Genomic DNA, 23,134 nt, shown 5'->3' on the forward strand with positions numbered 1-23,134 from the left:
CCCTTCGATACTGACAGCTACGAAGCGTCTTGCTGAATGCGGCGGATGAGTCCAGCAGGGCACCGTCCGTTATCTCACGTGGTGGTGTCGGTCAAACGGAAGAACGAGCGCACACGTCTACCATCACGTCCCCACGAGGGGCATCAGCCGTACTAGATCGGTTTAGGGGTCGTGATACTCGACGGCGATCTCGGTTGGTCGGTCGGCACCGTTCAGCTGCCAGCGGGTGAACGTATAATCGTAATGATACTCGGGTGTGCCTGGGTCCGGGGGGAACGCTTGATATGAAGTTACGTCGTAGTGGAGTCGTCCGTCTCGGTAGGCAGAGCGCTCGCTGAAGTCATCGACGACGTCTTCGACGAGGTTCTTGTCGTCTTCGCTATGCTCCGTGAGACCGTCACCCGTTGGGAGCACACCGACGATAGCTGACATGAACTGCGTATCCGGGTCAAACGTGCGGAACTCCTTTCCGGGACCGCTGTCCCCGTCGATGGGCGTGAGCGCCCCCCAGTCGATGAGTTTACGCGCGGCGTCTGGATGGGCGAATACGATCCCCCACGCTGCGGGGACACCGTTCTCGGGAGTTGGTTGGCCATCGATAACCCCATCGTCGGCGGTCGTTCCAAGCGACGAATCGACCTGCGGTCGGGCGTCGAAACCGAGGGTACTGCACCCAGCGAGACCGGCGAGGACTGCTGTGCTGGAGAGGTGGAGGGTCTTCCGCCGTGACCAGTCGGGGGCCATACACACAGGTCACCTCACCAACGCATATAACCAACCTATCGCATCCGAGATATCGGGGGATTCGAGGGGCGACGCCTCTGCTGCTTACGTCGCCCGTACTGACCGACTCCTCGTCTCGTTTTTATCGGCGGATCACTGACGGATTGCCACGGAGCCGCCGCGTTCACCCGAGCCGCTCGTCGAGAATGAGCCGCGTCTTCGTCGACTTGACCTCGTCCATCTCGCGGGCCTGCGAGATGAGTTCGTTGACCGCGCGCGTGTCGACCGCGTCGACGACGAGAACGATGTCGTCTTCGCCCGAAACCTGCCAGACGAAGTCCACCTCCTCCCAGTCGACCATGCGCTCGCCGACGGCGGCGGTGTCGACGTTCATCTCCACCGAGATCTCGATCATCGCCTTCACGTTGCCAGTGCGGGTCGTGACCGTGAACCGCTCGATGATCCCCTCGTCGGTCATGCGATCGACGCGGTTGCGCACCGTCCCCTCCGAGGTGCCGACCCGGTCCGCGATCTCCGTGTAAGGGGTTCGCGCGTCCCGTCGCAGTATCGAGAGGATCCGGCGATCGAGGTCGTCCATACCCGACCCTCTCACCCCGCCAACTTACTCGTTACGAATATCGTAACGAAGCTACGAACGACGCATTTATTACCCTTTGCGTGTACGTTTCTCGTAATGTCGGACGCCTACATCGCGCTGGCCGACGGACGCGTGCTCGAAGCGCGCGCTCGTGCGCCGGGGCGTACCCGTGGCGAACTGGTGTTTACGACCGCGTACACCGGCTACGAGGAGTCGCTCACTGACCCCTCCTACGCCGAACAGATACTCACCTTCTCGTACCCGCTGATCGGGAACTACGGCGTCCGAAGCGAGCGGTTCGAGTCCGACTCGGTCCAGCCGCGCGCGGCGATCGCCCGCGAGCTGACCGACGACGTCGCCGAGTGGCTCGCCGACGAGGGTGTGCCCGCCGTCGACCACGTCGACACCCGCGAGATCGTCACCACGGTCCGCGAGGAGGGCGCGATGGCCTGCGGGATCGCCGCCGGGCCGGACGCGACCCCCGAGGACGCCGTCGAGGAGATGGAGGCGTGCAAGCCGATGAGCGACCACGTCGACATCGGCGCGCAGGTGTCGGTGACCGAGCCGACCGTCTACGAGGGCGACGGCGTCGCCGACGTGGCCCTGCTCGACTGCGGCGCGAAGGGGTCGATCATCTCCTCGCTCACCGAGCGCGGCGCGGACGTGCACGTCCTCCCGTACGACGCGACCCCCGAGGACGTGGCCGACGTTGATCCGGACGTGCTGTTCGTCTCGAACGGACCGGGCGACCCGGAGAACTTCGTCGCCGCGCAGGAGGTCGTCGACGAGTTCGCGGGCGAGCTACCCATGGCCGGCATCTGTCTCGGCCAGCAGGTGATCACGAGCGCGCTCGGCGGCTCGACCGAGAAGATGGCGTTCGGGCACCGCGGCGTCAACCAGCCCGTCAAGGACCTCCGCACCGACAAGGTCGTGATGACCACCCAGAACCACGGCTACACCGTCGACGACACCGGTCCGCTTGAGGTGACGCAGGTGAACGTCAACGACGACACCGTCGAGGGGCTCGACAGCGAGGAGCTGGACGTCATCACCCGCCAGTACCACCCCGAGGCGAACCCCGGCCCGCACGACTCGCTCGGCTTCTTCGACGACGTGCTCGACTTGGCACGATCGACGCCGTCGGTCGCGGCCGACTGACGCCGGCTCCCGCGCGCCACCACCCCGCTTCCCGCCCCTCTCGCTGACCACCGAGTACCACCGAGCCGACGCCCGCGGTCCACACACGGTTTCGCACACGTCCGCCGGGTCCCATCCGTCCGCGACCGGCGACGTTTTCCCCCGTCCCCTCGCAGTGACGGCCATGACGACGGAGATCCTCCTCACCAACGACGACGGCATCGACGCCGTCGGGCTCCGGGCGCTGTCCGACGCGCTCTCGCACGACTACGAGGTGACGGTGGTCGCCCCCGCGAGCAACCAGTCCGGCGTCGGCGGCGCGCGTTCGTGGTGGGACACGACGGTGGAGTACGCCGAGACCGACCTCGGCTACGCGGTCGAAGGGACCCCCGCCGACTGCGTCGCCGTCGCTGACGTGGCGCTCGGACTCGACCCCGACGTGGTCGTCTCCGGCTGTAACCACGGACCGAACATCGGCGCGCACATCCTCGGCCAGTCCGGGACGGTCGGCGCCGCGATGGAGGCGTCGTTCCTCGGCACCCCGGCGATCGCGGTGTCGCTGTACGACCGCGGCAACCTCCCGGTTCCGCCGACGCTCGACAACGGCGACTTCGCGGTCGCCGGCGAGGTCGTCGCCGACCTGCTCGACCGGGCCGAGAGCGGAGACGGGCCTCCCGCCCTCCCGTTCGGCGCCGACGTGCTGAACGTCAACGTTCCGGCGGCCGACGACGAGGCGGCCGCGGACCCGACGTACCGGCTGACGGAGCCCGCGCGCGGCTTCGACGTGATCGAGTTCCGACCGGGAGAGGAGGCTCCGGAGGCGGAAGACGTCCCCGACGACTGGCAGTTCAGCGAGCGACGCGGGGAGATGGGGATGGAGCTCCGCGACCGCTTCTGGCGGGAGTTCCTCCGCGGCGACGTTCCCGACGACGCCGGTTCCGACCGGCTCGCGGCCGTCGAGGGCGAAGTGAGCATCTCGCCGCTGTCGTCGTCGCGCTCGGTCGCGGGCGACCGCGCCGGCGAGGTCGTTACGGGCCCGGCGATCGGCTCGGCGGCCTCGCGGATCGAACAGGACTGACGGACGACCCCTCTTCAGCGCCGGCGGCCCGGTCGACGCGATTCCCCGGTGAACTCCTTCCCCAACCGCCCCAGATACCACACGACGACCAGCCCCAGCGCGGTCCCGCCGCCGAGCGCGGCGAGCAGCTCGATCGGAGCGGGGTCGAACTGGAGCGAGATGAGCGGCGGCGACACCGCCACGACGAGGAGGATGACGGCCTTTATCCGTCGGTTTCCGCTGTCGCGCTCCGCCTCCGACATCGGTCCTACCACGCCGACCCCTCCGCGGTCCGCGTCCGGTCTCCGATCGCTCCCGTGTCCATGGGCCATCCACGGTTCGCCCCGATATCAAGCCGGCGGAGCCCGGCCGACGCGGCACGTGCTTCGCGAACAACCCACACGCCTACGCCGTCGGTCCTGATAAGTCTCTCGACCGTTTACGCCGATACCGCCGATCTCCGGCCGTGAACGGTCTCGACCGTTTAACTTCGTCCGCGCGCAGGTGTCTCACGCCCCTACCCGCGGACCCCTTCCACCGCGGTCCCGCCTCGTCGACGCGCTCCGGCTCGGATCTGTCCGCGACGGGTCGCGTCTCGGCGAGTCGCCCCCTCGGCCGCCGTTCCGCGGCGCTTTTGAGCCGACCCCGACAACCGGTGGGCATGGACGACGAACTCCGCGAGCGCGTCGAGGCGGCGGGCGAGGCCGCCGCGCTGTTTAACGCGCTCAAACACGGCAACGATCCGGACGTGGGGGCCATCATGGGGCCGCTCATGGGCGAGAACCCCGAGTTCCGACCGCACGGCGACGAGATTCCCGGCGTCGTCGCGCCGGTCGTGAATCGGATCGCCGGCATGGACGAGGCGGAGCGCCGGGAGCGGCTCGGCGAGCTCGCGCCCGACAAGCTCGCGGAGCTGGAGGCGGAAGACGAGGCGGACGGACACGTCCTCCCCGAGCTCCCGAACGCCGAGGCGGGCGAGGTCGTGATGCGCGCCGCGCCGAACCCGAACGGCCCGTGGCACGTCGGTCACGCGCGCATGCCCGCCGTCATCGGGACGTACAAGGAGCGCTACGACGGCGAGTTCATCTGCCGGTTCGACGACACCGACCCGGAGACGAAACGGCCCGATCTGGCGGCGTACGACGCGATCTTGGAGGACATCGAGTACCTCGGCTTCGAGCCCGACCGCGTGCTCCGGGCGTCCGACCGGCTGGAGACCTACTACGACCACGCCCGTGATCTGATCGACGCCGGGGGCGCCTACACCTGCTCGTGTTCCGGCGACGACTTCTCCGAGCTGAAGAACGCGGGCGAGGCGTGCCCCCACCGCGACAAGGACGTCGACACCGTCCACGAGGAGTTCGCGGCGATGGTCGACGGCGACTACTCCGCCGGCGAGATGGTCCTCCGGGTCCGGACCGACATCGAACACAAGAACCCCGCGCTGCGCGACTGGGTCGCGTTCCGGCTGATCGACACCCCGCATCCGCGCGAGGAGGCGGCCGAGTACCGCTGCTGGCCCATGCTCGACTTCCAGTCCGGCGTCGACGACCATCTCACGGGCGTCACGCACATCATCCGCGGCATCGACCTGCAGGACTCCGCGAAGCGCCAGCGGTTCGTCTACGACTACTTCGACTGGGAGTACCCCGAGGTGCTCCACTGGGGCCACGTGCAGGTCGACGAGTACGACGTGAAACTGTCCACCTCGACGATCAAGGGGCTGATCGACGACGGCGAACTGACGGGGTGGGACGACCCGCGCGCCCCGACGATCCGGTCGATGCGCCGCCGCGGGATTCAGGGGCAGGCCCTCGTCGACTCGATGACCGAACTCGGGATGTCCACCTCCGACGTGGATCTGGCGATGTCGTCGGTGTACGCGAACAACCGCGACCTCGTCGACGACGAGGCGAACCGCTACTTCCTCGTGCGCGACCGCGACGACGCGCCCGCCGCTGAGCTCCCGGTCGTCGACGGCGACGCTCCCGCGCCCGAGGCGGGCCACCCGCCGCTCCACCCCGACCACGCCGACCGCGGCGACCGCGAGGTGCCCGCCGGTCGGATCGTCGTCGAATCCCCGGACCTCCCGAGCGAGGGCGAGCGCGTCTGGCTCAAGGGGTACGGCTGCGTCCGGTACGAGGGCGACAAGCTGGTCTTCGTCGACGCCGACATCGACGTGGTCCGTGAGGGCGGCGTGGACGTAATCCACTGGGCCCCGGCCGAGGAGGGCCTCGACACGCTCCTTCGAACCGTCTCCGGCGACGTTCGAGGCGTCGCGGAGCCCGCGCTCGCCGAGGTCGATCCCGACACGGTCGTCCAGTTCGTGCGCGTCGGCTTCGCCCGGATCGACGCGTTCGACCCCGAGGCGACCGACGAACCCGACGGACCGAACGGCGAGGAGGACCTGCTCGCGTACTACGCGCACCCGTAGCCGGCGCCGCCGGCGACGCGGCACGGTCCCCGAGCGCTCTCTTCGACCGCCTGCCGCGGGGGTTAAGTAGCGAGCCCCGGAACAACGGGCAAGATGGCCATCGACTCGAACTTCGAACAGAACCGGGAGCAGGTCGGCGAGGAGGACGGCGTCGCCGTCTGGGGTCCCGTCGAGCCGCCGGAGAAGCAGGGGATCCGCGGGACCCACGTCGCGGTCGACTTCGACATCTGTCTCGCCGACGGCGCGTGTTTGGAGGACTGTCCGGTCGACGTGTTCGAGTGGGTGGAGACGCCGGGGCATCCGGAGTCCGAGCGGAAGGCGAACCCCGCCGACGAGGACCAGTGTATCGACTGCATGCTCTGTGTCGACGTCTGTCCGGTCGACGCGATCGACGTGGACCCCGGCCGCGAGAATCGGATATAATCGGTCGGCGAAGCCCGACGACCTCACGCGTGCGACTCGCAGCCTGACGGCCGCTCCTCGCTACGCGCCACCGCAGATCTGTTTATAAATATCGTTGTCGACGCCGCTCAGTCGCTCGTAAACCGCTCCCGTTCTTCGAGCGCGAAGTCGGTCCCGTACCGCTCGACGAGGGGTTTGTAGGCGTCGCCGAGCGCGCGCATGCACGCCCCCGTCGACACGTACCCGAGGTCGTCAGCGACCGACTCGCTCGGGCGGCCTTGGAGGACCTTCTCGACGAGCAGGCGCTCCTCGCGGTCGTCGAGGCGCTCGTTGCTCCCGGCGTCGCCCTCGATCAGCGCCGCGAGCGCGAGGTCGCGGAACGCGCCCGGCGCGCTGTCGTACATCCCCGGGCCGAACGACGCACCCACCACGGAGCGCCACTCGGCCTCGGTCAGGTCGGTCGGCGCCGGCGCGGAACACGCGCGGAGCGCACCGACGACCACGTCCGGCTCCACGTCCCGGTGGGCGTCCGAGAGCCCGTCGCGCTCGCGGTCCCGGAAGGTGACCGCGTGGCGGTCGAGGAGGTCGCTCCCCGGCCCGTCCTCGCCGGGCGCGGTCACCGGTCGCACCATGATCGCGGAGTGCTCCCCGGACGCGTCGTTGCGCGACGTCGACAGGTGGACCGTCCGGTAGCCCGCGCGCCGCCAGAACCGGAGCAGGCGCGGGGTCGCGCCGTAGCCGACCGAGAAGTAGTCGACGCCGTCGCTCTCGCTCCCGTCGGTCCCGAACTCCCCGTGCACCTCGTCGAGCAGCCGAGCGCCGAACCCCTCGCCTCGGAGCGCGTGGTGGGTCGCGATCCGGAGCGTCCGCAGCCCCCGCGGTTCGGCGGCGGCCTCGTCCCGGAGCTGGCTCGTGAGCACGTCCGGCACCATGTTGCCGCGGACGCGCTCGCCCTCGTACATCCGCCTGCGGGTCTCGGCGTCGAGCCCGCCCTCCCGCGCGAGCAACGCGACCGCGACGACGCGCCCGTCCGCGACCAGCGCCCGCGCGGCGAGGTTCGGCGCGTCGAGCAGCCGCGCCAGGTCGTTCGGCTCCGTGCGGTAGTGCGCGGCGACGAGCAGCCCGAACGCCTCGCGGAGCAGGGCCTCGTCCGCGAGCAGGTCGTCGGGAGCCAGCGTCCGATACGTCGCCCCGTCGAGCGCCGCGCCCGCGACCGCCTCGTCGACCGCCGGGCGCGCGTCCAACAGGAGCGCCCGCGACGCCCACGCCTCCACCGGATCGCTCCGGGCGTACCGGATCGGCTCGTCGAGCCGCACGTCACGCACCGCGAACCGGCTCTCACGCAGGCGCTCTCTGAACCGGATCGAGAACCCGCGGCCGGCCCCCTCGTAACCGTGAACCGTCGTGCAGAACGCGACCGCCGGCGCGTCGAGGAACCGTTCGAGCAGCCGCACCGGGAGCGCCGCCGCCTCGTCGACGATCACCGCGTCCGGGTCGTCGGGCAGGTCGGCGGCCTCGGCGGGAGTGCGGTAGCGCACCCGCCCCCCGCCGGTCGCGTCGAGACGGTGAGCGTCGCCGCCGGGGGCAGGCTCGTTCTCGTCGCGTTCACACCGTTCGAACAGCTCCTCGGCCCGTTCGAACACCTCCGCCGCGTTGCGGAACGCCGGCGCCGTGACGAGCACGTCGGCGCCCGCGAGCGCGAGCGCGCCGGCCGCGATCCCCGCCGCGCTCGACTTCCCCCGCCCGCGGTCCGCCTCGGCGACGACCGCGTTCCCCGGCGTCGCGAGCGACTCGAACGCCCGCACCGCCCGGACCTGATCGCCGGTGAGACAGGCCTCGTAGGCCGCCGTCGGGAACGCCGCGTTCGGCGGGGCGGCCGGTCGCTCCGCGGGCGCCCGCTGGCTCGATGCGCCGATCGCGTCGTTTCGGGGGCCGGTGCGTCCGTCGCGCTCGATCGCGTCGCCCCCAGGTCCGTCCGCCCCGAGCGAGGCGATCGCGATCCCCGGGTGCGACCGGAGCGTGTCGACGAAGCGGTCGCGGAACCGTCCGGTCACGTCGTCGATCTCGTAGGGGGGGACCGCGAGCGAGTCGTCGAACCGGTCGCGGATCGCGGGCCACGCGTCGAGGCCGGGAGTCAGCAGGACGAGGAGACCGCCGCCGTCGACCGCGCCGACGCACCGACCGACCGCGTTCGGGACGAACTGCTCGTGGCAGTCGAGGACGACCACCTCGCGGGTGCGGCCGAGCAGTTCGTCGGCGCCCCGCGGGCGATGCTCCTCGAACCGGAACCCCTCGCGCGTGGAGACGATCGAGACCGACGCTCGTTCGCGACGCCCCTCGACGTCGTCCGACTCGTCGCTGACGACCGCCTCGATCGCGTCGTAGGCCGCGTCGAATCCGCGATCGCGGTCGCCGGCGAGCACGAGAACGCGCCGCTCGTTCGTCGCTTCGGCCTCCCGCTTCGCGCCTCGTGCCAGCCCCGCGATCATCGTTCGGTCGTCGTTGCCGGGGGGTGCAGATGTGTCTTGCCCTCCCGCGCCGCCTTCGTCGCCAACGCCGACCCCGCCACGCGAGGCGGGACGCTTACGGACGCCCGGCGCGTCCCTCCGGGCATGACCACGGTCACGCTCATCGGCACGCGGCTCGCGGACACGGGCCGCGAGTTCGTCTATCAGGGGGAGTCGCCCGACTGCGAGGGGTGTCCCTACCGGAGCCAGTGTCTCAACCTCTCCGAGGGAACTCGGTACCGCGTGACCGGGATCCGCGAGAACGCCCAGACGCTCGACTGCGCCGTCCACGACGCCGGCGTCCGCGCGGTCGAGGTCGAGCCCGCGCCCGTCCCCGCGAACGTCCCGTCGCGGCAGGCGTACGCCGGCAGTCGCGTCTCGCTCGCCGGTCCGTGTCCGCACACCGAGTGCCCGAGCCACGGATACTGCGTCCCCGACGGCGCCGACTTCGACGACGAGCGCGTGATCGACCAGGTGCTCGGCGAGCCGCCGCACGACACCTGCGCGCTCGACCGAGACCTGACGCTGGTGGAGTTCCGGGCGGAAGACGGGTAGGAGTCGGACTCGGGACGCGACCCTTACAGCGCGGTGACCGCGTTCAGCGTGATCCGGATCGCGCGTTCGACGTTGTCTTTCGCCTTCTCCGGCAGTTCGTCGTCGGAGTCGGCGCCCTTCTGCGAGCCCGCGACGAGGTTGCCGTCGACGGTGCAGATCGCGCCGGCCCGCAGCCCCTTGCGGCGCGCCAGCGAGAAGACGGTGGCCGCTTCCATCTCGATCGCGAGCAGGTTCGCGTCGTTCCAGTCTGCGACGTACTCGTCGTCCTCGTTGTAGAACGCGTCGTCGGAGACGATCGGCCCGACGTGGATCTCCTCGTCGTTGTCCTCGGCGGCGCCGACGAGCTCGGTGAGCGCCTCGTAGTCGGGGACCGCGGGGTACTCGACCGACTCGTACCGCTTGCTCGTCCCCTCCTCCTTGGCGGCGCCGGTCGCGACCACCATGTCGCCGACCTCCATGTCGGCCTGCAGGGCGCCACAGGTGCCACACCGGAGGAACGTCTCGACGCCGACCCGCGAGAGCTCTTCGACCGCGATGGCCGCGGAGGGACAGCCGATCCCGGTCGAGCAGATCGTGAGGTCCGTCCCGTCGTAGCTCGCGTTGACGATCTTGTACTCCCGGTTCTGCGCGACGAGCTCGCTCTCGTCACAGAGGTTCGCGATCCGGTCGACGCGCCCCGGATCGCCCGGAATGATCGCGATCTCGTGGACGTCGCCCTCCTCGACCAGCAGATGCGGCTGTTTCGCCATACGCGCCGAGACAGCCGCCGCGCGCAAAAACGGACCGGTCGGGCGGCGGGATTGGCGTCGCAGACCCGATTCGATATCGCGCCATGTGATTTATCGGTGGGTGCGTCACCGTATTCTCCGCTCCGCAACCCCGACGATCGAAACGGCCGATAACCCGGATTCGTCGCTCGTTAGCGGCAGATCCGCCTCCATCTGGCTCGTCCGATTCGCTCGCGTCGGCGTGGACGACGGCCCGCCGGGCGGCGGACGACGGCTGAATCGCCCGCGATTCGGGGGCGAAGACGGTTATCGCGACTGAGACGCCGGGCGGAGGCTTTTATACGCGTCCGGGTTCGATATCTCGTCATGCGATTCAGCCACGACCGTCGGGGACAGTCGGTCGTGATCGGGACCGTGATCCTGTTCGGCTTCCTGATCGTAGCGCTCTCGCTGTATCAGGTGCAGGTGGTTCCGCAGGAGAATAGTGAGGTCGAGTTCGACCACAGCCAGCAGGTCGAAGGTGAAATCATCGACCTCCGGAACGCGATCTTGAGCGCGAGCCGCACCGGTGACGGTCGACCGACCTCGCTGAAACTCGGTACTCGTTATCCGCAGCGGACGTTCTCTCTTAATCCCCCACCGGCGTCGGGCGAGTTATCGACAACTGAACCCCGGGAGCTGCGTATTGAAAACGTAACGGTGGACGACGACAATAATATCGGTTCATACTGGGCAAACAGGACTGCGACTGACGACGCGATCACATTCGACACCCGCTCGTTGCGGTACTCCCCGGGATACAACGAATTCAGAAACGGTCCGGACCTCGTTTACGAACACTCGCTCGTCGTAGCCGAGTTCGACACCGCCGCCCTCGGCCGGACCGGGCAGACAGCGGTCGACAGCGGTCGTGATCGGATCCGACTGACGGCGCTGGACGGGGAGGTCGACGAGTCGGGCGTCGAACGGACGAGTCTGGATCCGGAGACGCTCTCGCAGAGCCGGCGTTCGGTGACGCTGAGTGCGACCGGTGGCGACCCGATCGTCCTCGAACTACCGACCGCTGTCTCACCGGATCGAGCGACGGACCTCGAACAACAGTGGGGTGCTCGTCTCGGTGAAAACGCCGAAGATGTCACCGTTACAGGCGGAGCGATCCGAATCGTGCTCGACGGAACCGAGACCTACCGTCTCGAACTCGGAAAAATCGGCCTCGGTACCGGGACAACCCCTGAGAACGAGTCCAACGGATACATCACCAAGGTCTCGTCGACTAACGGCGTGGCAGTCGCAGAGGTCCGTGACAGGTTCAACAATCCGGTTGTAGGTGCCGAGGTTGAAGTCGATGTCAATAATGACGGGACAGCCGACGCAACCCTTTCGACCGACGAATCGGGCCGTGTGGAGTACGAGGTAGACGCAGTCCGCGACGTCGAATTTCATATTAATGAGTTTGAAGACGTGGACCGACCGTGGGAGTCGGTCCTATTTGAGGACCTCGGTGCCGCAGGAGGTGTGGGTGAAGGAGGTGAATCAGAAGCCAACCCTAACGTCAATGAAGTTGTATTTGAGGGGGCGGATTTGATCAAAAATGGTAACGATCGCGGATGGAATCTCAAATTTAAAAATACTGGTGACACACAACAGAATATTACCCAATTTAGACTGAGCTATTACAACACGCAATCTCAGGGCAGTGGCAATCAGGTCACCGATGGAACTGTTCGCGATGGATCTGAAGGCCTTGTCCCATTTGACGTAGGAGGAGATCGTGTATCTCTTGATCCTCCTGTGTCCTTGCCAGCAGCCGAGAACACAGACCCTGTGAGAAATTTGGAAATTAGGGGTATCGATTCCAAGAAAGGTGATTGGTTCATTGTAACACTCGATTACGACGACGGCACCAGAGCACAATATTTTGTATCCGACCAGTAATTTAAATCTATAATTTTATTACTAATTCAATATTATAAATGAGCAGGTTTGCAAATTCCAGTGTATCGCTAACACAAAGTCAAACTAATAAACTAAGATCAGAATTGATTGAACACAACCAATTGATACGTTTTGACTAAACCGGCTGCAATCACGGGAAGTAGATCCGTAATTACGATAACTTCGACACTGACTGGCCGTGTAAATACTTCCACGATCGACGTAAACGCCCATCGACAAAACCATATGCCGGCCGCATGAACGACCGTGTATGACCGAAGTCGGCATCGACGCCGTCGAGATCTGGACCGGAAAGCTCAAGCTCGACTTGCCGGGCACGTTCGCGCCGGAGAAGGGCGACGACCCGGAGAAGTACACGAAGGGGCTCGGGCTCAACAACTCCTCGTTCCCGGACGTGTACGAGGACATCGTCACGATGGGCGCCAACGCCGCGAAGGGGCTGATGGACCGCAAGGGGCTCGAACCCGACGACATCGGCCGGATCGACGTGGCGACGGAGTCGGCGTTCGACCACTCGAAGCCGGTGTCGACGTACATCGCGGGCTGTCTCGAAGGGGTGTACGACGGCGACTTCACCCACGCGAACAAGGGCGAGCGCAAGTTCGCCTGTCTGGCCGGGACGCAAGCGATCGACGACGCCTACAACTGGATCCGAGCGGGGCGGAACCGCGACCGCGCCGCGCTCGTCGTCACGACGGACACGGCGCTGTACGCCCGCGGCGACCCCGGCGAGGCGACGCAGGGCGCCGGCGCCGTCGCGATGCTGATCGACGAGGACCCCTCGATCGTCGCGCTCTCGACGGAACAGGGGTACGGTTCGAAGGACGAGACGGACTTCCTGAAGCCGAATCAGCAGTTCCCCAGCGTCGACGGGAAGCGCTCCGTCCAGGTGTACCTCTCGCGGATGCGCGAGGCCCTCGAAGATTACGAGTCCGTCACCGACGACATCGAACTCGACGACTTCGCGTACGCCCCCTTCCACACGCCGTTCCCCGGCATGGTTCGGAAGGCGGCGCTGCTGGCGTACCGCCACGTCATCCGCGACTCGGAGCACGAGGACGCGCTCGCCGACGAGATCGGGCGACAGCCCCGCGAGGAGGACTACGCGGACCGCGAGGCGTACGAAGCGGCCATTCGCGACTACATGGACGACCTGAAGACGACCGAGCAGTATCAGACGTGGTACGACACCGCCGTGGAGCCGACGCTCGGGCTCTCGCGGGAGGTCGGCAACTGGTACACCAGCTCGGTTCACATCGCCCGCATCAGCGCGCTGCGCGACGCCCTGACCCGCGACCGGTCGTTCGTCGACGACACGCTGCTCGTGGCCTCTTACGGCTCCGGCGCGCAGGCGGAGATTCACGCGGAGACGATCCGCGAGGGCTGGCGCGCGGAGATCGAGTCGCTCGACATTGACGACCGGCTCGCCGCGCGCTACGACCTCACGTGGGAGGAGTACGAGGACGTGCACGACGTTCACGAGTACGACATGGACGTTGAACGCGAGATCGAAGAGTTCACGCAGCCAGAGGCGGAGTTCGTCTTCACCGGCTGGGGCCGCATGAACGAGCGGAAGTACGAGTACGTCGAGTAGCCGTTCGGCTGCGCGCTGCGGGCGAGAGATTTTGCCCGCCGATTCCGTTGCTGTAGCTCCGCTACCCGTGAAAACCGGTCACACGACGCTTCTCGAATACGATGGGTTTAAACGACGTTAGGCAGAAATTCACCTCAATGGTAACCATCTACGACGTGCCGGCCGACGCCCTCATCGAGGAGGTCGCCGCACGACTCGAGGACCGGATCGACGAGCCCGACTGGGTCGAGTTCGCCAAGAGCGGCGCCGGGAAGGAGCTCCCGCCGGAACAGGAGGACTTCTGGTACGTGCGCTCCGCCAGCCTCCTCCGGAAGGTCGCCCAGAACGAGCCGATCGGCATCGAGCGGCTCGCCACCGAGTACGGCTCGAAGAAGCGCGGCTCGAACCGCTACTCCGTCCGCCCCGGCGAGCACGAGGGCGGCTCCCGCAAGCTCATCCGCGCGTCGCTGCAGGCCCTCGAAGACGACGGGCTCGTGACGACCGCCGCCGGCGAGGGACGCCGCATCTCCGACGAGGGCGAGGCCTTCCTCTCTGAGGTCGCCACTGAGGTCTTCGAGGACCTCGACCGGCCGGAACTCGAACGCTACGCGTAGATCGCCGATTCGTTTTCCCGATATCGATCGCCCCCGAGCCACAGCGCTCGGAGTGAGAGTCCCACAAATACGCCGATAATCGGCCGCTACGCGGTTTCTCTCTCGTCTCGCCGCTCAGTGGCGACCGCCTCTCGTCTGGCGGCATACACTGCATGTCGATATACAAAATCCGCTGCGCGATCGGTAAGGTGACCGTCGCGCTCGGCGTGCCGGCGCCTCTGCTCTCGATGGCGTCGGCGAAAAACGGCGTCGGGCGGAGCGGTCAGCGTCGCTTCGATCGAACCGCGTCCCGGCTTATCCCGTGTTCTTCATCCCGGCGGCGATCCCGTTGACGGTGAGCCGCAGCGTCCGCTCTTCCTCTTCGGTGCGGTGGGTCCGTCCGAGCAGGTCCGCCTGCAGCAGGTTCAGCGGATCGACGTAGGGGTTCCGCCGGTCGAGACTCTCTTCGAGCCACTCGCGACGGATCAGCTCGTCGCGACCGCTGATCGCCAAGACGAGTTCGCGACCGCGCTCGTACTCGCCGATCAGCTCGGGGAAGAAGCGCTCGCGGAGGTCGTCGTCCGCGAGGTCGGCGTACTCGGCGGCGATCTCCGGCTCGGTGCGGGCGAGCGCGAGCGCGGCGTTGTCGAGGGTGGTGCGGAAGAACGGCCACTCCTCGTACATCTCCCGGAGGGTCTCAAGCCCCTCGTCCTCGCCGACGTCGTCGAGGTAGGCGTCGAGCCCGGAGGCGAGCGAGTACCACCCCGGAAGGATGAGCCGCGTCTGGGTCCACGAGAACACCCACGGGATTGCACGCAGGTCCTCGACGGTGCGCTCGCCCGAGCGCGACGCGGGCCGCGAGCCGAGGTTGAGGTCCTCGACGACGGAGATGGGCGTCGCCTGGCCGAAGTAGGAGACGAACCCGTCGGTGTTCAGGAGGTCGCGGTACGTCGTTCGGGCCGCGGGCGCCATCGTCTCCATCGCGTCGACCCACTCTCCGGGCACGTCTTCGGTGGGCTCCTCGTTGGCCTCCTGTCGCGCGCGGATCTGCGCGTCGAGCATCTGCTCGAGCTCGCGTTCGGCGATCCGCGGGTTGGCGTACTTCTCCGCGATCGCCTCGCCCTGCTCGGTGAACTTCACCTGTCCCGTGACGGTCTCGTTGGGGAGCGCGAGCAGCGCCTCGTTCATCGGGCCGCCGCCGCGCGAGATGGAGCCGCCCCGCCCGTGGAACAGCCGGAGGGTGACCTCCTCTTCGCGACAGAACCGCGCGATCCGGCGCTGGTTCTCGTAGAGGTCCCAGTTCGCGGCGAGGAACCCGTTCTCCTTGTTGGAGTCGGAGTAGCCGAGCATCACCTCTTGGACCTCGTCGCGGACCTCGAGGGCCGTCGCGTACGCCTCGTTTTCGAACAGCGCTCCGAGGATGCGCTCGGCGCCGTTGAGCGCGGACTCGGTCTCCAACAGGGGGACGACGTCGAGCCCGCAGTGGTCCGGCAGCGAGACGACGCCGACCTGATCGGCGAGGAAGAGCACTTCGAGCACGTGGCTCGGCTCCTCCGTCATCGAGATGCAGTAGGTGTCGATGGCCTGTGCGCCGTACTCGTCCTGCCACTCGGCGAGCTCTTGGAACCGGCGGAGCACGCGCTCGGTGGTCTCGGAGACGTCGCCGGGCTCGTCGGCGTCGACGACCGGGTCCTCTTGGAGGATCGCCTCGGTGAGGAACTCCTGCCGGGCGTCCTCGTCCATCTCGCGGTAATCGACGCCCTCGGTCGCGACCGCCTCGGCGACGGCCTCGGTGTGGTTCTCGCGGTGGTCGCGGAGGTCCAGCGACGCGAGCGTGAACCCGAACGTGTCGACCTGCCGGCGGAGCGGCTCGACGAACGACTCGCGGACCGCGTCCTGTCCGTCGGCCGCCAGCGAGTCGGCGATCACGTCGAGGTCCGCGAGGAACGCGTCGCCGTCGGGGTACTCGCCGGGTCGCACGTCGTCGACGCGGTCGAGCCGTTCGCGCATCAGGCGGAGCTTCTGGCGGTACGGCTCGTCGGGGTACCGCTCGCGGGCCTCCTCGACCACCGTCGGGAACCGGTCGGCGTCGGCCGCCAGCGACTCGGCGAGCCGGTCGTCGACCGCGTAGCGCTCGCCGTCTTGGCTCAGCACGGCCGAGAGGCGCTTACACCGGTCGCGGTACTTCTCGACGGCCACCTCGCGTTGCCGCCCCAGCGTCTCGTCGGTGACCTCCGGCGTGACGAACGGGTTGCCGTCGCGGTCGGACCCCGCCCACGAGCGGAACTCGAAGAGCTTCGGGCAGTCCACGTCGTCGTACTCCTTCGAGATGGTCTCCTCGAACTCCTCGTAGGCGTCGCCCACCACGTCGAAGAGGGTGTTCTCCAAGTACCACTGGACGTTGCGCGCCTCGTCTTCCGGCTCCGGGCTGCGCTGGCGGACCTGTCGGGTCCCCCAGAGGCTCGTCACCTCGGCGGTGACGTCGCGCCAGATCCCGTTTCGCTCGCGCTCGGTGAGGTTGCGCTCGTCGAGCTCCTCCAGGTGGTTCGCGATCGAGCGGAGCTTCGCCTTCACGGTCGCTCGCCGGGCCTCGGTGGGGTGCGCCGTGAACGTCGGCTCGATGAGCACGTCCTGTAACAGCTCTCGGAGCTCGTCGGGTTCGACGCCGGCCTCCGCGAACTCGGCGACCGTGGCGTCGAACGAGTCGTGAAGCGATCCGTCCTCGTCGGCGTCCCGAATGGCGCGGACCCGTTCGCGCTCCTCGGCGAGGTTGATGAGTTCGAAGTACGTCGTGAACGCGCGGGCGACGATCCCCTCTCGGGTCGTCGACAGCTCTTCGACGGACTCGTGGAGTACGTCCCGGCTCGCCGCGTCGCCGCGCCGATAGTCGATCGCCGCGTTTCGGAGGTCCTCGACGGTCTCGTACGCCTCGGTGGAGGCCTGCGCGGCGAGGACATCCCCAACGAGCGCACCGAGCTCGCGCACGTCCGTCCGCACGTCCCGATTGTGCAACACCATACCACAGACACACCCGTCGTGGTGGGTTAAAAGCGGTGTCTGAACGAAGGTTTGCCTCAGTTTTGAGTAAACGTATTGATCGATCGTCCGACACCTCGATCGCGGTCGGGTCGATAACCTGTACCGTTCCCGCTCAGGTGGAGGGTTCGTCACCCTTTTTACCGGTCCAACCCGAGTAGCGAGTATGAGTCAGTCCGACAAGTATCCGGCCGAGTCCGGTCGGCGTCGCTTCGTGAAGGGCGTCGTCGGCGGCGCGGCCCTCGCGGGGGTCGGTGCGATGGGGTCGGCGACGGTGAACACCCTGACGACCTCCGGCGGTGTCGGCGGCGGCTCGACCGTCGCGATGTCGATCGCCCAGACCGGTGGCCCGGCCCCGCGCGGCCTCCCACAGATCCCGGTTGAGGTCACGGACGACGGGTTCATCCGCGGGATCTGGCCCGAAACGCAGACCGTCACGCAGGAGGGTAAGGAGATCCAGGTCGCACAGGAGCAGATCGGCGGGAAGACCTACTCCGGCGCGTGGTTCCAGTACTGCGGCGTTGAGTCGCAGGAGAACGTCTCCCCGGACTACGAGTCGGACAACCTGTTCCGGGCGGCGCCCGGCAAGTACGACTGGCAGGACGAGACGTACGACCAGGGCGCCAAGATCCACGTCGACGACTTCGACGACTACGCCGAGTGGGGCAACGGGGTCGGCGACGACGGCGTCGGGAAGCCGGCCTCCGTCACGTGGCGGTCTCAAGACGCCGACACCAACCTGAACGCGATCGTCATCCGCTCCCCGCGGATCGAGGAAGCCGTCGAGAACTCGGACGACGAGTGGCTCCAGGCGTCCACCGATCAGGGGTTCGTCGCGTACCTCAACGTCTGTACGCACTTCTGCTGTATCCCCGACTACAAGGTGCTCGAAGAGTCGGCCCGATACGACGCCGCGAACGGGACCTACTGCGTCTGTCACCAGTCGACGTACGACCCGTTCACGCTGGAAGAGTCGCTGTTCATCGCTCGTCCGCGTCCGGGCGAGTAACCGACGGACCCGCCCAAACCGGCGGGCTCGCGACCCGCGCGCCGCGACGGGCGCCGCGCTTTTCTCTCCGCTTCGCGTACGCGTCTCCATGAGCGACGACGAGGTCCCCGAAGACGGAGCGACGCCCGACGACTCGTTCGCCGCGGAGATCGACCGCGCCCGCGACCTCCTCGACGGCGAGGAGATCGAGGCGGTTCACGTCGGCGTCGTCCGCGACGGCGAAATCGACACCACGTTCGCCCAGCGGAACGACGGCGACGCGGAGAACGACGGGCTCCGCGCGCTCGCGCTTCTCGCCGCGCACGTCCGGTTGGTCGCGAGCGAGGCCGGCGTCGACGCCTCCACCGTCGCGGGTGACGCGGCGACGCTCGCGGGACAGGTCGAGCAGATTCCGGCCAACACCGACGACCTCCCTGAAGAGTAGACCCTCGAAGGCGATTCGACCGCTACTGCTCCCCGTCGCCGCCCTCCCCCTCGCTCCGGCGGATCCGGTAGAGCTGGTGGGCGACGCCGGCGAGCGCGACGAGCAGCACCGCGAGGTTGAACGCCGCGAGGGCGATCGGCTGATACGCCGGGTCGAGCCACGTCCGGATCGCTCGGCCGGCCTGGCTGTAGAAGCTCCAGCCGGCGATCAGCGCGAGCAGGATCAGCGCCGCCAGCCCGATCCGGTCGATGAGCCCGCGGAGGTCGTCAGTGGAGAGCCGACTGAAGCGGCCGCCCCCGTCGGCGTTTTCGGGGTCGTTCGTTCGCGGTGCGGGATCGTCGGTCGCGGTGTCGTCGGTCGCTGTGTCGGTCATGGATCCGGTGTGTGAGTCGGTGGTGTCGGCTGACGCGGTGGTCGGACTGCTGTCGTTCGGGGCGGGGTCGTCGGCACCGCCGGTCGAATCGCCGCGGTCGCGCTCGTCGGTCATGGTCGCCTCCGCGCAACGAGCGCCGCGACGACGAGCGCGACGAGCGCGACGAGGGGACCGAAGCCGGGCGTTGAATCCCCGCCGCTACTGCCGTCGGCGCCCCGGTCGGCGCCGTCGCCTCCCGCGTCGCCGCCCTCTTCGCGCGTGAAGTCCTCAACGGTAAAATCGACCTCTTCGACCGTTTCGTTGGCGCTGATCGTCTCGCGCGGGTTCAGGTTGGCGACGCCCTGCGTCTCGTCGATGAGCACGTCGTCGCTCCACAGCGCGGCGTCGACGTAGTAGTTGTAGTTCGCGGGCACCTCGACGCTCGTCGTCACGGTGTCGGTCCGGCCGGGTCTGACCTCGCCGACCGTCTCGGTTGCCTCGTCCGCGATCACGTTCGACTCCGACTGCCGGAGCAGCACGCGGAGGTCCAGCGGCTCCGAGACGGCGTCGCCGCGGTTCGTCACCGAGACCGACACCGACAGCGTCGCGGTCTCGTTGTCGGCCTCGCTCACGCTGACCGCGACGGTCGGCCAGACGTCGCCTTCGGTAAAGCCGACGCGCGAGTCGGCGTAGTCGGGGGTGAGCGCCGCGACGCCGCCGACGCGGGTCGTCTGGGCCGCGCGCCGTTCACCGTCGGCGAAGACGACCGTCTCGATCCGGTAGCCGCCTTCGCGCTCCACGTCGACGGAGCCGTTCACGGTCCGCTCGCCGCCGCCGTCGACCTCGCCGACCGCGACCGTCGTCTCGTCGACGAGCAGCCCCGAGTCGGCGCCGATCGCGCGGTGGCGGACCGTGACGTTCTCCACGGCCGACCCCCGGTGCCGGAGGTCGACGCCGAGCCGGAGCTCCGCGGTCTCGCCGCGCACCTCGCCCGGCGAGACGACCGTGCCAACGATTCTAACGTCGCCGGGGCGCTCGTCGGCCTTGCGAGGGTCGACGATCGCGTCCGGCGCGGCGACGGCGCCGACCGCGCTGACGAGCAGGAGCGCGGCGGCGGCCGCCAGGAGGGCAGTTCGCGTGTCCATACCCGTCACGTCTAAACGACAACATAAGTGCTTTGTCAGGGACCGGCGTCCGGGGCGGCGTCGCTCGGCGTCGTATCGCCCGGCGCCGTGTCGCTCGGCGCCGCGTCCCCGTCAGAGCACGCGGTAGCGCCCGCCCGACTCGGAGAGCTCCCCGCGGCGCGCGAGCCGGGTCAGAATTTCTCTGGCCGTCTCGGCGGGGACGCCGTGCTCGCTTGCGTGGGCCGCAACATTCTCTTCGGTGGGATCGTCGACGGCCCTCACCGCGTCGCGGACGATCTCGGTCCGACTTCGCGCACTCGACCCGCCGCCCTCGGCGCGGGCGCCCGCCTCGTCGACGGCGTCGGCGTCGATCCCCGACGCCTCCAGGTACTCGCGGTCGTCGATCCCCGCCTCGTCGACGGCGCGTTCGAGCTCCGAGACGTGGTCGAGTTCGGCGAACGCTGCGCTCTCGTCCCGCTTCTTCGCGAGCAGGGCGGCCCGAGCCTCGCGGGCCGCCTCCCGGTCTTCCGACTCGAAGAACCGCTTGAGCTTCGCCGTCCGGTGCGTCTTCGCGCAGCGGGGACACTGCGCGCTGTCGCTCGTTCGCGGGTCCGAGAGGAGCCACATCGCCGCGCACTCGTTGCAGCCGACGACCGCGTACATGCCGCGCGGTTCGTCGCCCCCGGATTTGAACCCTCGGACCGGCGCCGCCGGATCGATCTGTGTGCGGCTCGCTCGACATGCGGTATTGTGTTCTCTATTCAAAACCATTATCCGCGTGGGGCGCGTAGCAAAGCGTGATGAGTTCAACCGATGCTGTCCCCACGGAACCGATTCAGCTGTCAAACGCCGACGAGTTCGACGACTACGTCACCGATCACGACGTGGTCCTCGTCGACTTCTACGCGGACTGGTGCGGACCGTGTCAGATGATGGAGCCCGCGGTCGAGGCGATCGCGAACGACACCGGCGCGGCCGTGCTGAAGGTCGACGTCGACGAACACCAGGGGTTAGCCGCCGAGTACGGCGTGCAGGGCATCCCGACGCTGCTCGTGTTCGCCGGCGACGAGCTCGCGGAGCAGATGGTCGGCGCACAGACGGAGGCGGCGCTCACCGACGCGATCACGGAGCACACCGCCTGAATGAACGACCCCGAGTCCGACGGCAGAATGACGCCGCGCGAGCTGCGCGCGGACGTGCCGGCGCTCCACGAGGCCGCGTACTTCAACTTCGGGGCGCACGGGCCGAGCCCGGAGTACGTCGTCGAGGCGGCGTCCGACTTCATCGCCGACCACGAGTTCGGCTCGGGGACGACCGACCCGTACGAGCGCGCCTTCGAGACGTACGAGATCGTACGCGAGCGCGTCGCCGACTTCGTCGGCGCCGAACCCGACGAGATCGCTCTGACCGAGAGCACCACCGACGGGATCACCCGGATCGCGGGCGCGATCGACTGGGAGCCCGGCGACGTGGTCGTCCGGACCGATCTCGAACACCCCGCCGGCGTCCTCCCGTGGAAGCGGCTCGAGCGCGAGGGCGTCGAGGTGCGGGTCGTCGAGACCGAGGACGGTCGGATCGACCTCGAGGCGTACGCGGAGGCGGTCGCGGACGCGCGGCTCGTCTGCTTCAGCGCGATCACGTGGACGCACGGGACGCGGCTCCCGGTGGCGGACCTCGTCGAAATCGCCGACGAGGCGGGCGCGTTCACGCTCGTCGACGCGGTTCAGTCGCCCGGACAGGTCGCGATGGACGTGTCGGCGTGGGGCGCCGACGCGGTGGCGGCGGCGGGCCACAAGTGGCTGCTCGGGCCGTGGGGCTCCGGGTTCCTCTACGTCGACCGCGAGGCCGCGGCGGAGCTGGCGCCGCGCGCGGTCGGCTACCGGAGCGTCGAGGATTCCGGCGCCGACACGATCACGTTCAAGCCGGGCGCGAGGCGCTTCGAGATCGGGACGACGACGCCGGCCGCCCACGTCGGCCTGGTCGAAGCGCTCGACGCGGTCGACGCGGTCGGGCTCCCGGCGATCCGCGACCGGATCGCGTCGCTCACAGATCGGTTCAAGGACGGCGTCCCCGACGACCGCCTGTTGAGCCCCCGCGAGTACGAGACCGGGCTCGTCACGGTCGACGTCGACGACCCCGAGGCGACGGTGGACCGGCTCGCCGACGAGGGGATCGTCGTCCGCTCGCTTCCCCACCCCGACGGCGTCCGGGTGTCGATCCACGCCGTCTCCGCCGAGGCCGAGATCGACCGGTTGACCGACGCCCTCGCCGCCGAGTGGTGAGCGCTCGACCGGACGCGTTTTAGTGGTTCGCGCACAAGACCGCGCATGGGATTTCACACGTTCGACGCCGACAAGGCCGACCGACTGGAGCGTCCCGCGGTCCGGTATCGCTGGGTGTCCGCCGAGGAGATTATCGGCGCGCTGGGGGCCGACCGCGCCGACCGCGCGGCGGCGACCGTCGCCGACCTCGGAAGCGGCACCGGCTTCTACACCGACGCGGTCGCGCCACACGTCGAGACCGTCTACGGCGTCGACGTCCAGGCCGAGATGCACGCGTTCTACCGCGAGAAGGGGGTCCCCGAGAACGTCGACCTCGTCGAGAGCGACGTGGCGACGCTCCCGTTCGACGACGGCGAGCTGGACGCCGTGTTCTCCACGATGACGTACCACGAGTTCGCCAGCGACGACGCTATCGCGGAGCTGGCCCGCGTGCTCAGGTCCGGCGGACGGATCGCCCTCTTCGACTGGTCGGCCGCGGGCGACGGCGAGCACGGTCCGCCGGTCGACGAGCGGTTCGCCGCGAGCGACGCGGTCGAGGCGCTGGAGGCGGCGGGGTTCGAGGTCCGCTCCGCGTCCGAACGCACTGAGACGTTCGCCGTCGTCGCCGTCGCGCCGTAGGCGCTCTCGACCGCGTCGACCGTCCT

General features: G+C 68.3%; 22 protein-coding genes. 13 read left to right on the forward strand and 9 right to left on the reverse strand.

Going from position 1 to position 23,134, the window contains the following annotated elements; genetic code table 11:
* Positions 1 to 162: 162 nt before the first annotated feature.
* Positions 163 to 744 carry a hypothetical protein gene (locus DJ69_RS04290; protein WP_099254458.1) on the reverse strand — a complete coding sequence of 194 codons (582 nt, stop codon included), beginning with the start codon at positions 742 to 744 and terminating at the stop codon, positions 163 to 165.
* A 163-nt stretch (positions 745 to 907) separates the two neighbouring features.
* The gene (locus tag DJ69_RS04295; RefSeq protein ID WP_004047093.1) at positions 908 to 1,321 is read right to left on the reverse strand and encodes an Lrp/AsnC family transcriptional regulator; all 414 of its coding nucleotides are present in this window, start codon (positions 1,319 to 1,321) and stop codon (positions 908 to 910) included.
* Positions 1,322 to 1,417: 96 nt separating this feature from the next.
* Between DJ69_RS04295 and carA the strand changes: the two genes are divergently transcribed.
* Positions 1,418 to 2,479 (forward strand): glutamine-hydrolyzing carbamoyl-phosphate synthase small subunit, encoded by a 1,062-nt coding sequence (gene carA, locus DJ69_RS04300; RefSeq protein ID WP_099254459.1) that lies wholly within the window; start codon positions 1,418 to 1,420, stop codon positions 2,477 to 2,479.
* Between the two features lie 163 nt (positions 2,480 to 2,642).
* Positions 2,643 to 3,536: a 5'/3'-nucleotidase SurE gene (gene surE / locus DJ69_RS04305; RefSeq protein WP_099254460.1), complete on the forward strand. Its 894-nt coding sequence runs from the start codon at positions 2,643 to 2,645 to the stop codon at positions 3,534 to 3,536.
* Between the two features lie 14 nt (positions 3,537 to 3,550).
* On the opposite strand, the gene DJ69_RS04310 is transcribed toward surE, so the two are convergent.
* Complete coding sequence (locus DJ69_RS04310) at positions 3,551 to 3,778, reverse strand: hypothetical protein (protein ID WP_099254538.1); 228 nt, start codon at positions 3,776 to 3,778, stop codon at positions 3,551 to 3,553.
* Positions 3,779 to 4,176: 398 nt separating this feature from the next.
* Between DJ69_RS04310 and DJ69_RS04315 the strand changes: the two genes are divergently transcribed.
* Entirely contained in the window at positions 4,177 to 5,949 is a 1,773-nt protein-coding gene (locus DJ69_RS04315; RefSeq protein WP_099254461.1) for a glutamate--tRNA ligase, read from the forward strand.
* 93 nt (positions 5,950 to 6,042) lie between these two features.
* Entirely contained in the window at positions 6,043 to 6,372 is a 330-nt protein-coding gene (locus tag DJ69_RS04320; RefSeq protein WP_099254462.1) for a 4Fe-4S dicluster domain-containing protein, read from the forward strand.
* 107 nt (positions 6,373 to 6,479) lie between these two features.
* On the opposite strand, the gene tmcA is transcribed toward DJ69_RS04320, so the two are convergent.
* Entirely contained in the window at positions 6,480 to 8,840 is a 2,361-nt protein-coding gene (tmcA, locus tag DJ69_RS04325) for a tRNA(Met) cytidine acetyltransferase TmcA (RefSeq protein WP_099254463.1), read from the reverse strand.
* A gap of 123 nt (positions 8,841 to 8,963) precedes the next feature.
* Here tmcA and DJ69_RS04330 point away from each other — a divergent pair, with 123 nt between their 5' ends.
* Positions 8,964 to 9,413 carry a UPF0179 family protein gene (locus DJ69_RS04330; RefSeq protein ID WP_099254464.1) on the forward strand — a complete coding sequence of 150 codons (450 nt, stop codon included), beginning with the start codon at positions 8,964 to 8,966 and terminating at the stop codon, positions 9,411 to 9,413.
* Between the two features lie 23 nt (positions 9,414 to 9,436).
* Here DJ69_RS04330 and DJ69_RS04335 read toward each other — a convergent pair whose 3' ends face one another.
* The gene (locus DJ69_RS04335; protein ID WP_099254465.1) at positions 9,437 to 10,162 is read right to left on the reverse strand and encodes a nucleoside phosphorylase; all 726 of its coding nucleotides are present in this window, start codon (positions 10,160 to 10,162) and stop codon (positions 9,437 to 9,439) included.
* A 345-nt stretch (positions 10,163 to 10,507) separates the two neighbouring features.
* On the opposite strand from DJ69_RS04335, the gene DJ69_RS04340 reads away from it, so the two are divergent.
* The 3 genes from DJ69_RS04340 to DJ69_RS04350 all read left to right on the forward strand — a co-directional run bounded on the left by DJ69_RS04340 (position 10,508) and on the right by DJ69_RS04350 (position 14,284).
* A complete protein-coding gene (locus tag DJ69_RS04340; RefSeq protein WP_180271718.1) occupies positions 10,508 to 12,076 on the forward strand; it encodes an Ig-like domain-containing protein in 1,569 nt (522 codons plus the stop codon).
* A gap of 271 nt (positions 12,077 to 12,347) precedes the next feature.
* Positions 12,348 to 13,691, forward strand: coding sequence for a hydroxymethylglutaryl-CoA synthase (hmgB, locus tag DJ69_RS04345; RefSeq protein ID WP_099254466.1), 1,344 nt, complete (start codon positions 12,348 to 12,350; stop codon positions 13,689 to 13,691).
* Positions 13,692 to 13,828: 137 nt separating this feature from the next.
* Positions 13,829 to 14,284: a 30S ribosomal protein S19e gene (locus DJ69_RS04350; RefSeq protein ID WP_099254467.1), complete on the forward strand. Its 456-nt coding sequence runs from the start codon at positions 13,829 to 13,831 to the stop codon at positions 14,282 to 14,284.
* Between the two features lie 294 nt (positions 14,285 to 14,578).
* On the opposite strand, the gene ppc is transcribed toward DJ69_RS04350, so the two are convergent.
* A complete protein-coding gene (gene ppc / locus DJ69_RS04355; protein WP_099254468.1) occupies positions 14,579 to 17,281 on the reverse strand; it encodes a phosphoenolpyruvate carboxylase in 2,703 nt (900 codons plus the stop codon).
* Positions 17,282 to 17,465: 184 nt separating this feature from the next.
* Here ppc and DJ69_RS04360 point away from each other — a divergent pair, with 184 nt between their 5' ends.
* The gene (locus tag DJ69_RS04360; RefSeq protein ID WP_099254469.1) at positions 17,466 to 18,308 is read left to right on the forward strand and encodes a Rieske (2Fe-2S) protein; all 843 of its coding nucleotides are present in this window, start codon (positions 17,466 to 17,468) and stop codon (positions 18,306 to 18,308) included.
* 88 nt (positions 18,309 to 18,396) lie between these two features.
* Positions 18,397 to 18,732: a hypothetical protein gene (locus tag DJ69_RS04365; RefSeq protein ID WP_099254470.1), complete on the forward strand. Its 336-nt coding sequence runs from the start codon at positions 18,397 to 18,399 to the stop codon at positions 18,730 to 18,732.
* Between the two features lie 22 nt (positions 18,733 to 18,754).
* Here DJ69_RS04365 and DJ69_RS04370 read toward each other — a convergent pair whose 3' ends face one another.
* From DJ69_RS04370 to DJ69_RS04380, 3 genes are all read right to left on the reverse strand, one after another.
* Positions 18,755 to 19,219 (reverse strand): hypothetical protein, encoded by a 465-nt coding sequence (locus tag DJ69_RS04370; protein ID WP_099254471.1) that lies wholly within the window; start codon positions 19,217 to 19,219, stop codon positions 18,755 to 18,757.
* A complete protein-coding gene (locus tag DJ69_RS04375) occupies positions 19,216 to 20,229 on the reverse strand; it encodes a DUF7490 domain-containing protein (RefSeq protein ID WP_099254472.1) in 1,014 nt (337 codons plus the stop codon). The genes DJ69_RS04370 and DJ69_RS04375 overlap by 4 nt, the downstream gene beginning before the upstream one ends.
* A 111-nt stretch (positions 20,230 to 20,340) precedes the next feature.
* On the reverse strand, positions 20,341 to 20,871 hold the full coding sequence (locus DJ69_RS04380; protein WP_099254473.1) for a DUF5817 domain-containing protein: 531 nt from the start codon (positions 20,869 to 20,871) through the stop codon (positions 20,341 to 20,343).
* Between the two features lie 137 nt (positions 20,872 to 21,008).
* Here DJ69_RS04380 and trxA point away from each other — a divergent pair, with 137 nt between their 5' ends.
* The 3 genes from trxA to DJ69_RS04395 are packed head-to-tail and all read left to right on the forward strand — an operon-like array spanning position 21,009 to position 23,108.
* Positions 21,009 to 21,350 (forward strand): thioredoxin, encoded by a 342-nt coding sequence (trxA, locus tag DJ69_RS04385; protein WP_099254474.1) that lies wholly within the window; start codon positions 21,009 to 21,011, stop codon positions 21,348 to 21,350.
* Positions 21,351 to 22,490 (forward strand): aminotransferase class V-fold PLP-dependent enzyme, encoded by a 1,140-nt coding sequence (locus tag DJ69_RS04390; RefSeq protein WP_099254475.1) that lies wholly within the window; start codon positions 21,351 to 21,353, stop codon positions 22,488 to 22,490.
* A gap of 45 nt (positions 22,491 to 22,535) precedes the next feature.
* Entirely contained in the window at positions 22,536 to 23,108 is a 573-nt protein-coding gene (locus DJ69_RS04395; RefSeq protein ID WP_099254476.1) for a class I SAM-dependent methyltransferase, read from the forward strand.
* Positions 23,109 to 23,134 lie beyond the last annotated feature (26 nt).

It is taken from the genome of Halorubrum persicum, from assembly GCF_002727125.1.
Lineage (GTDB): Archaea > Halobacteriota > Halobacteria > Halobacteriales > Haloferacaceae > Halorubrum > Halorubrum persicum.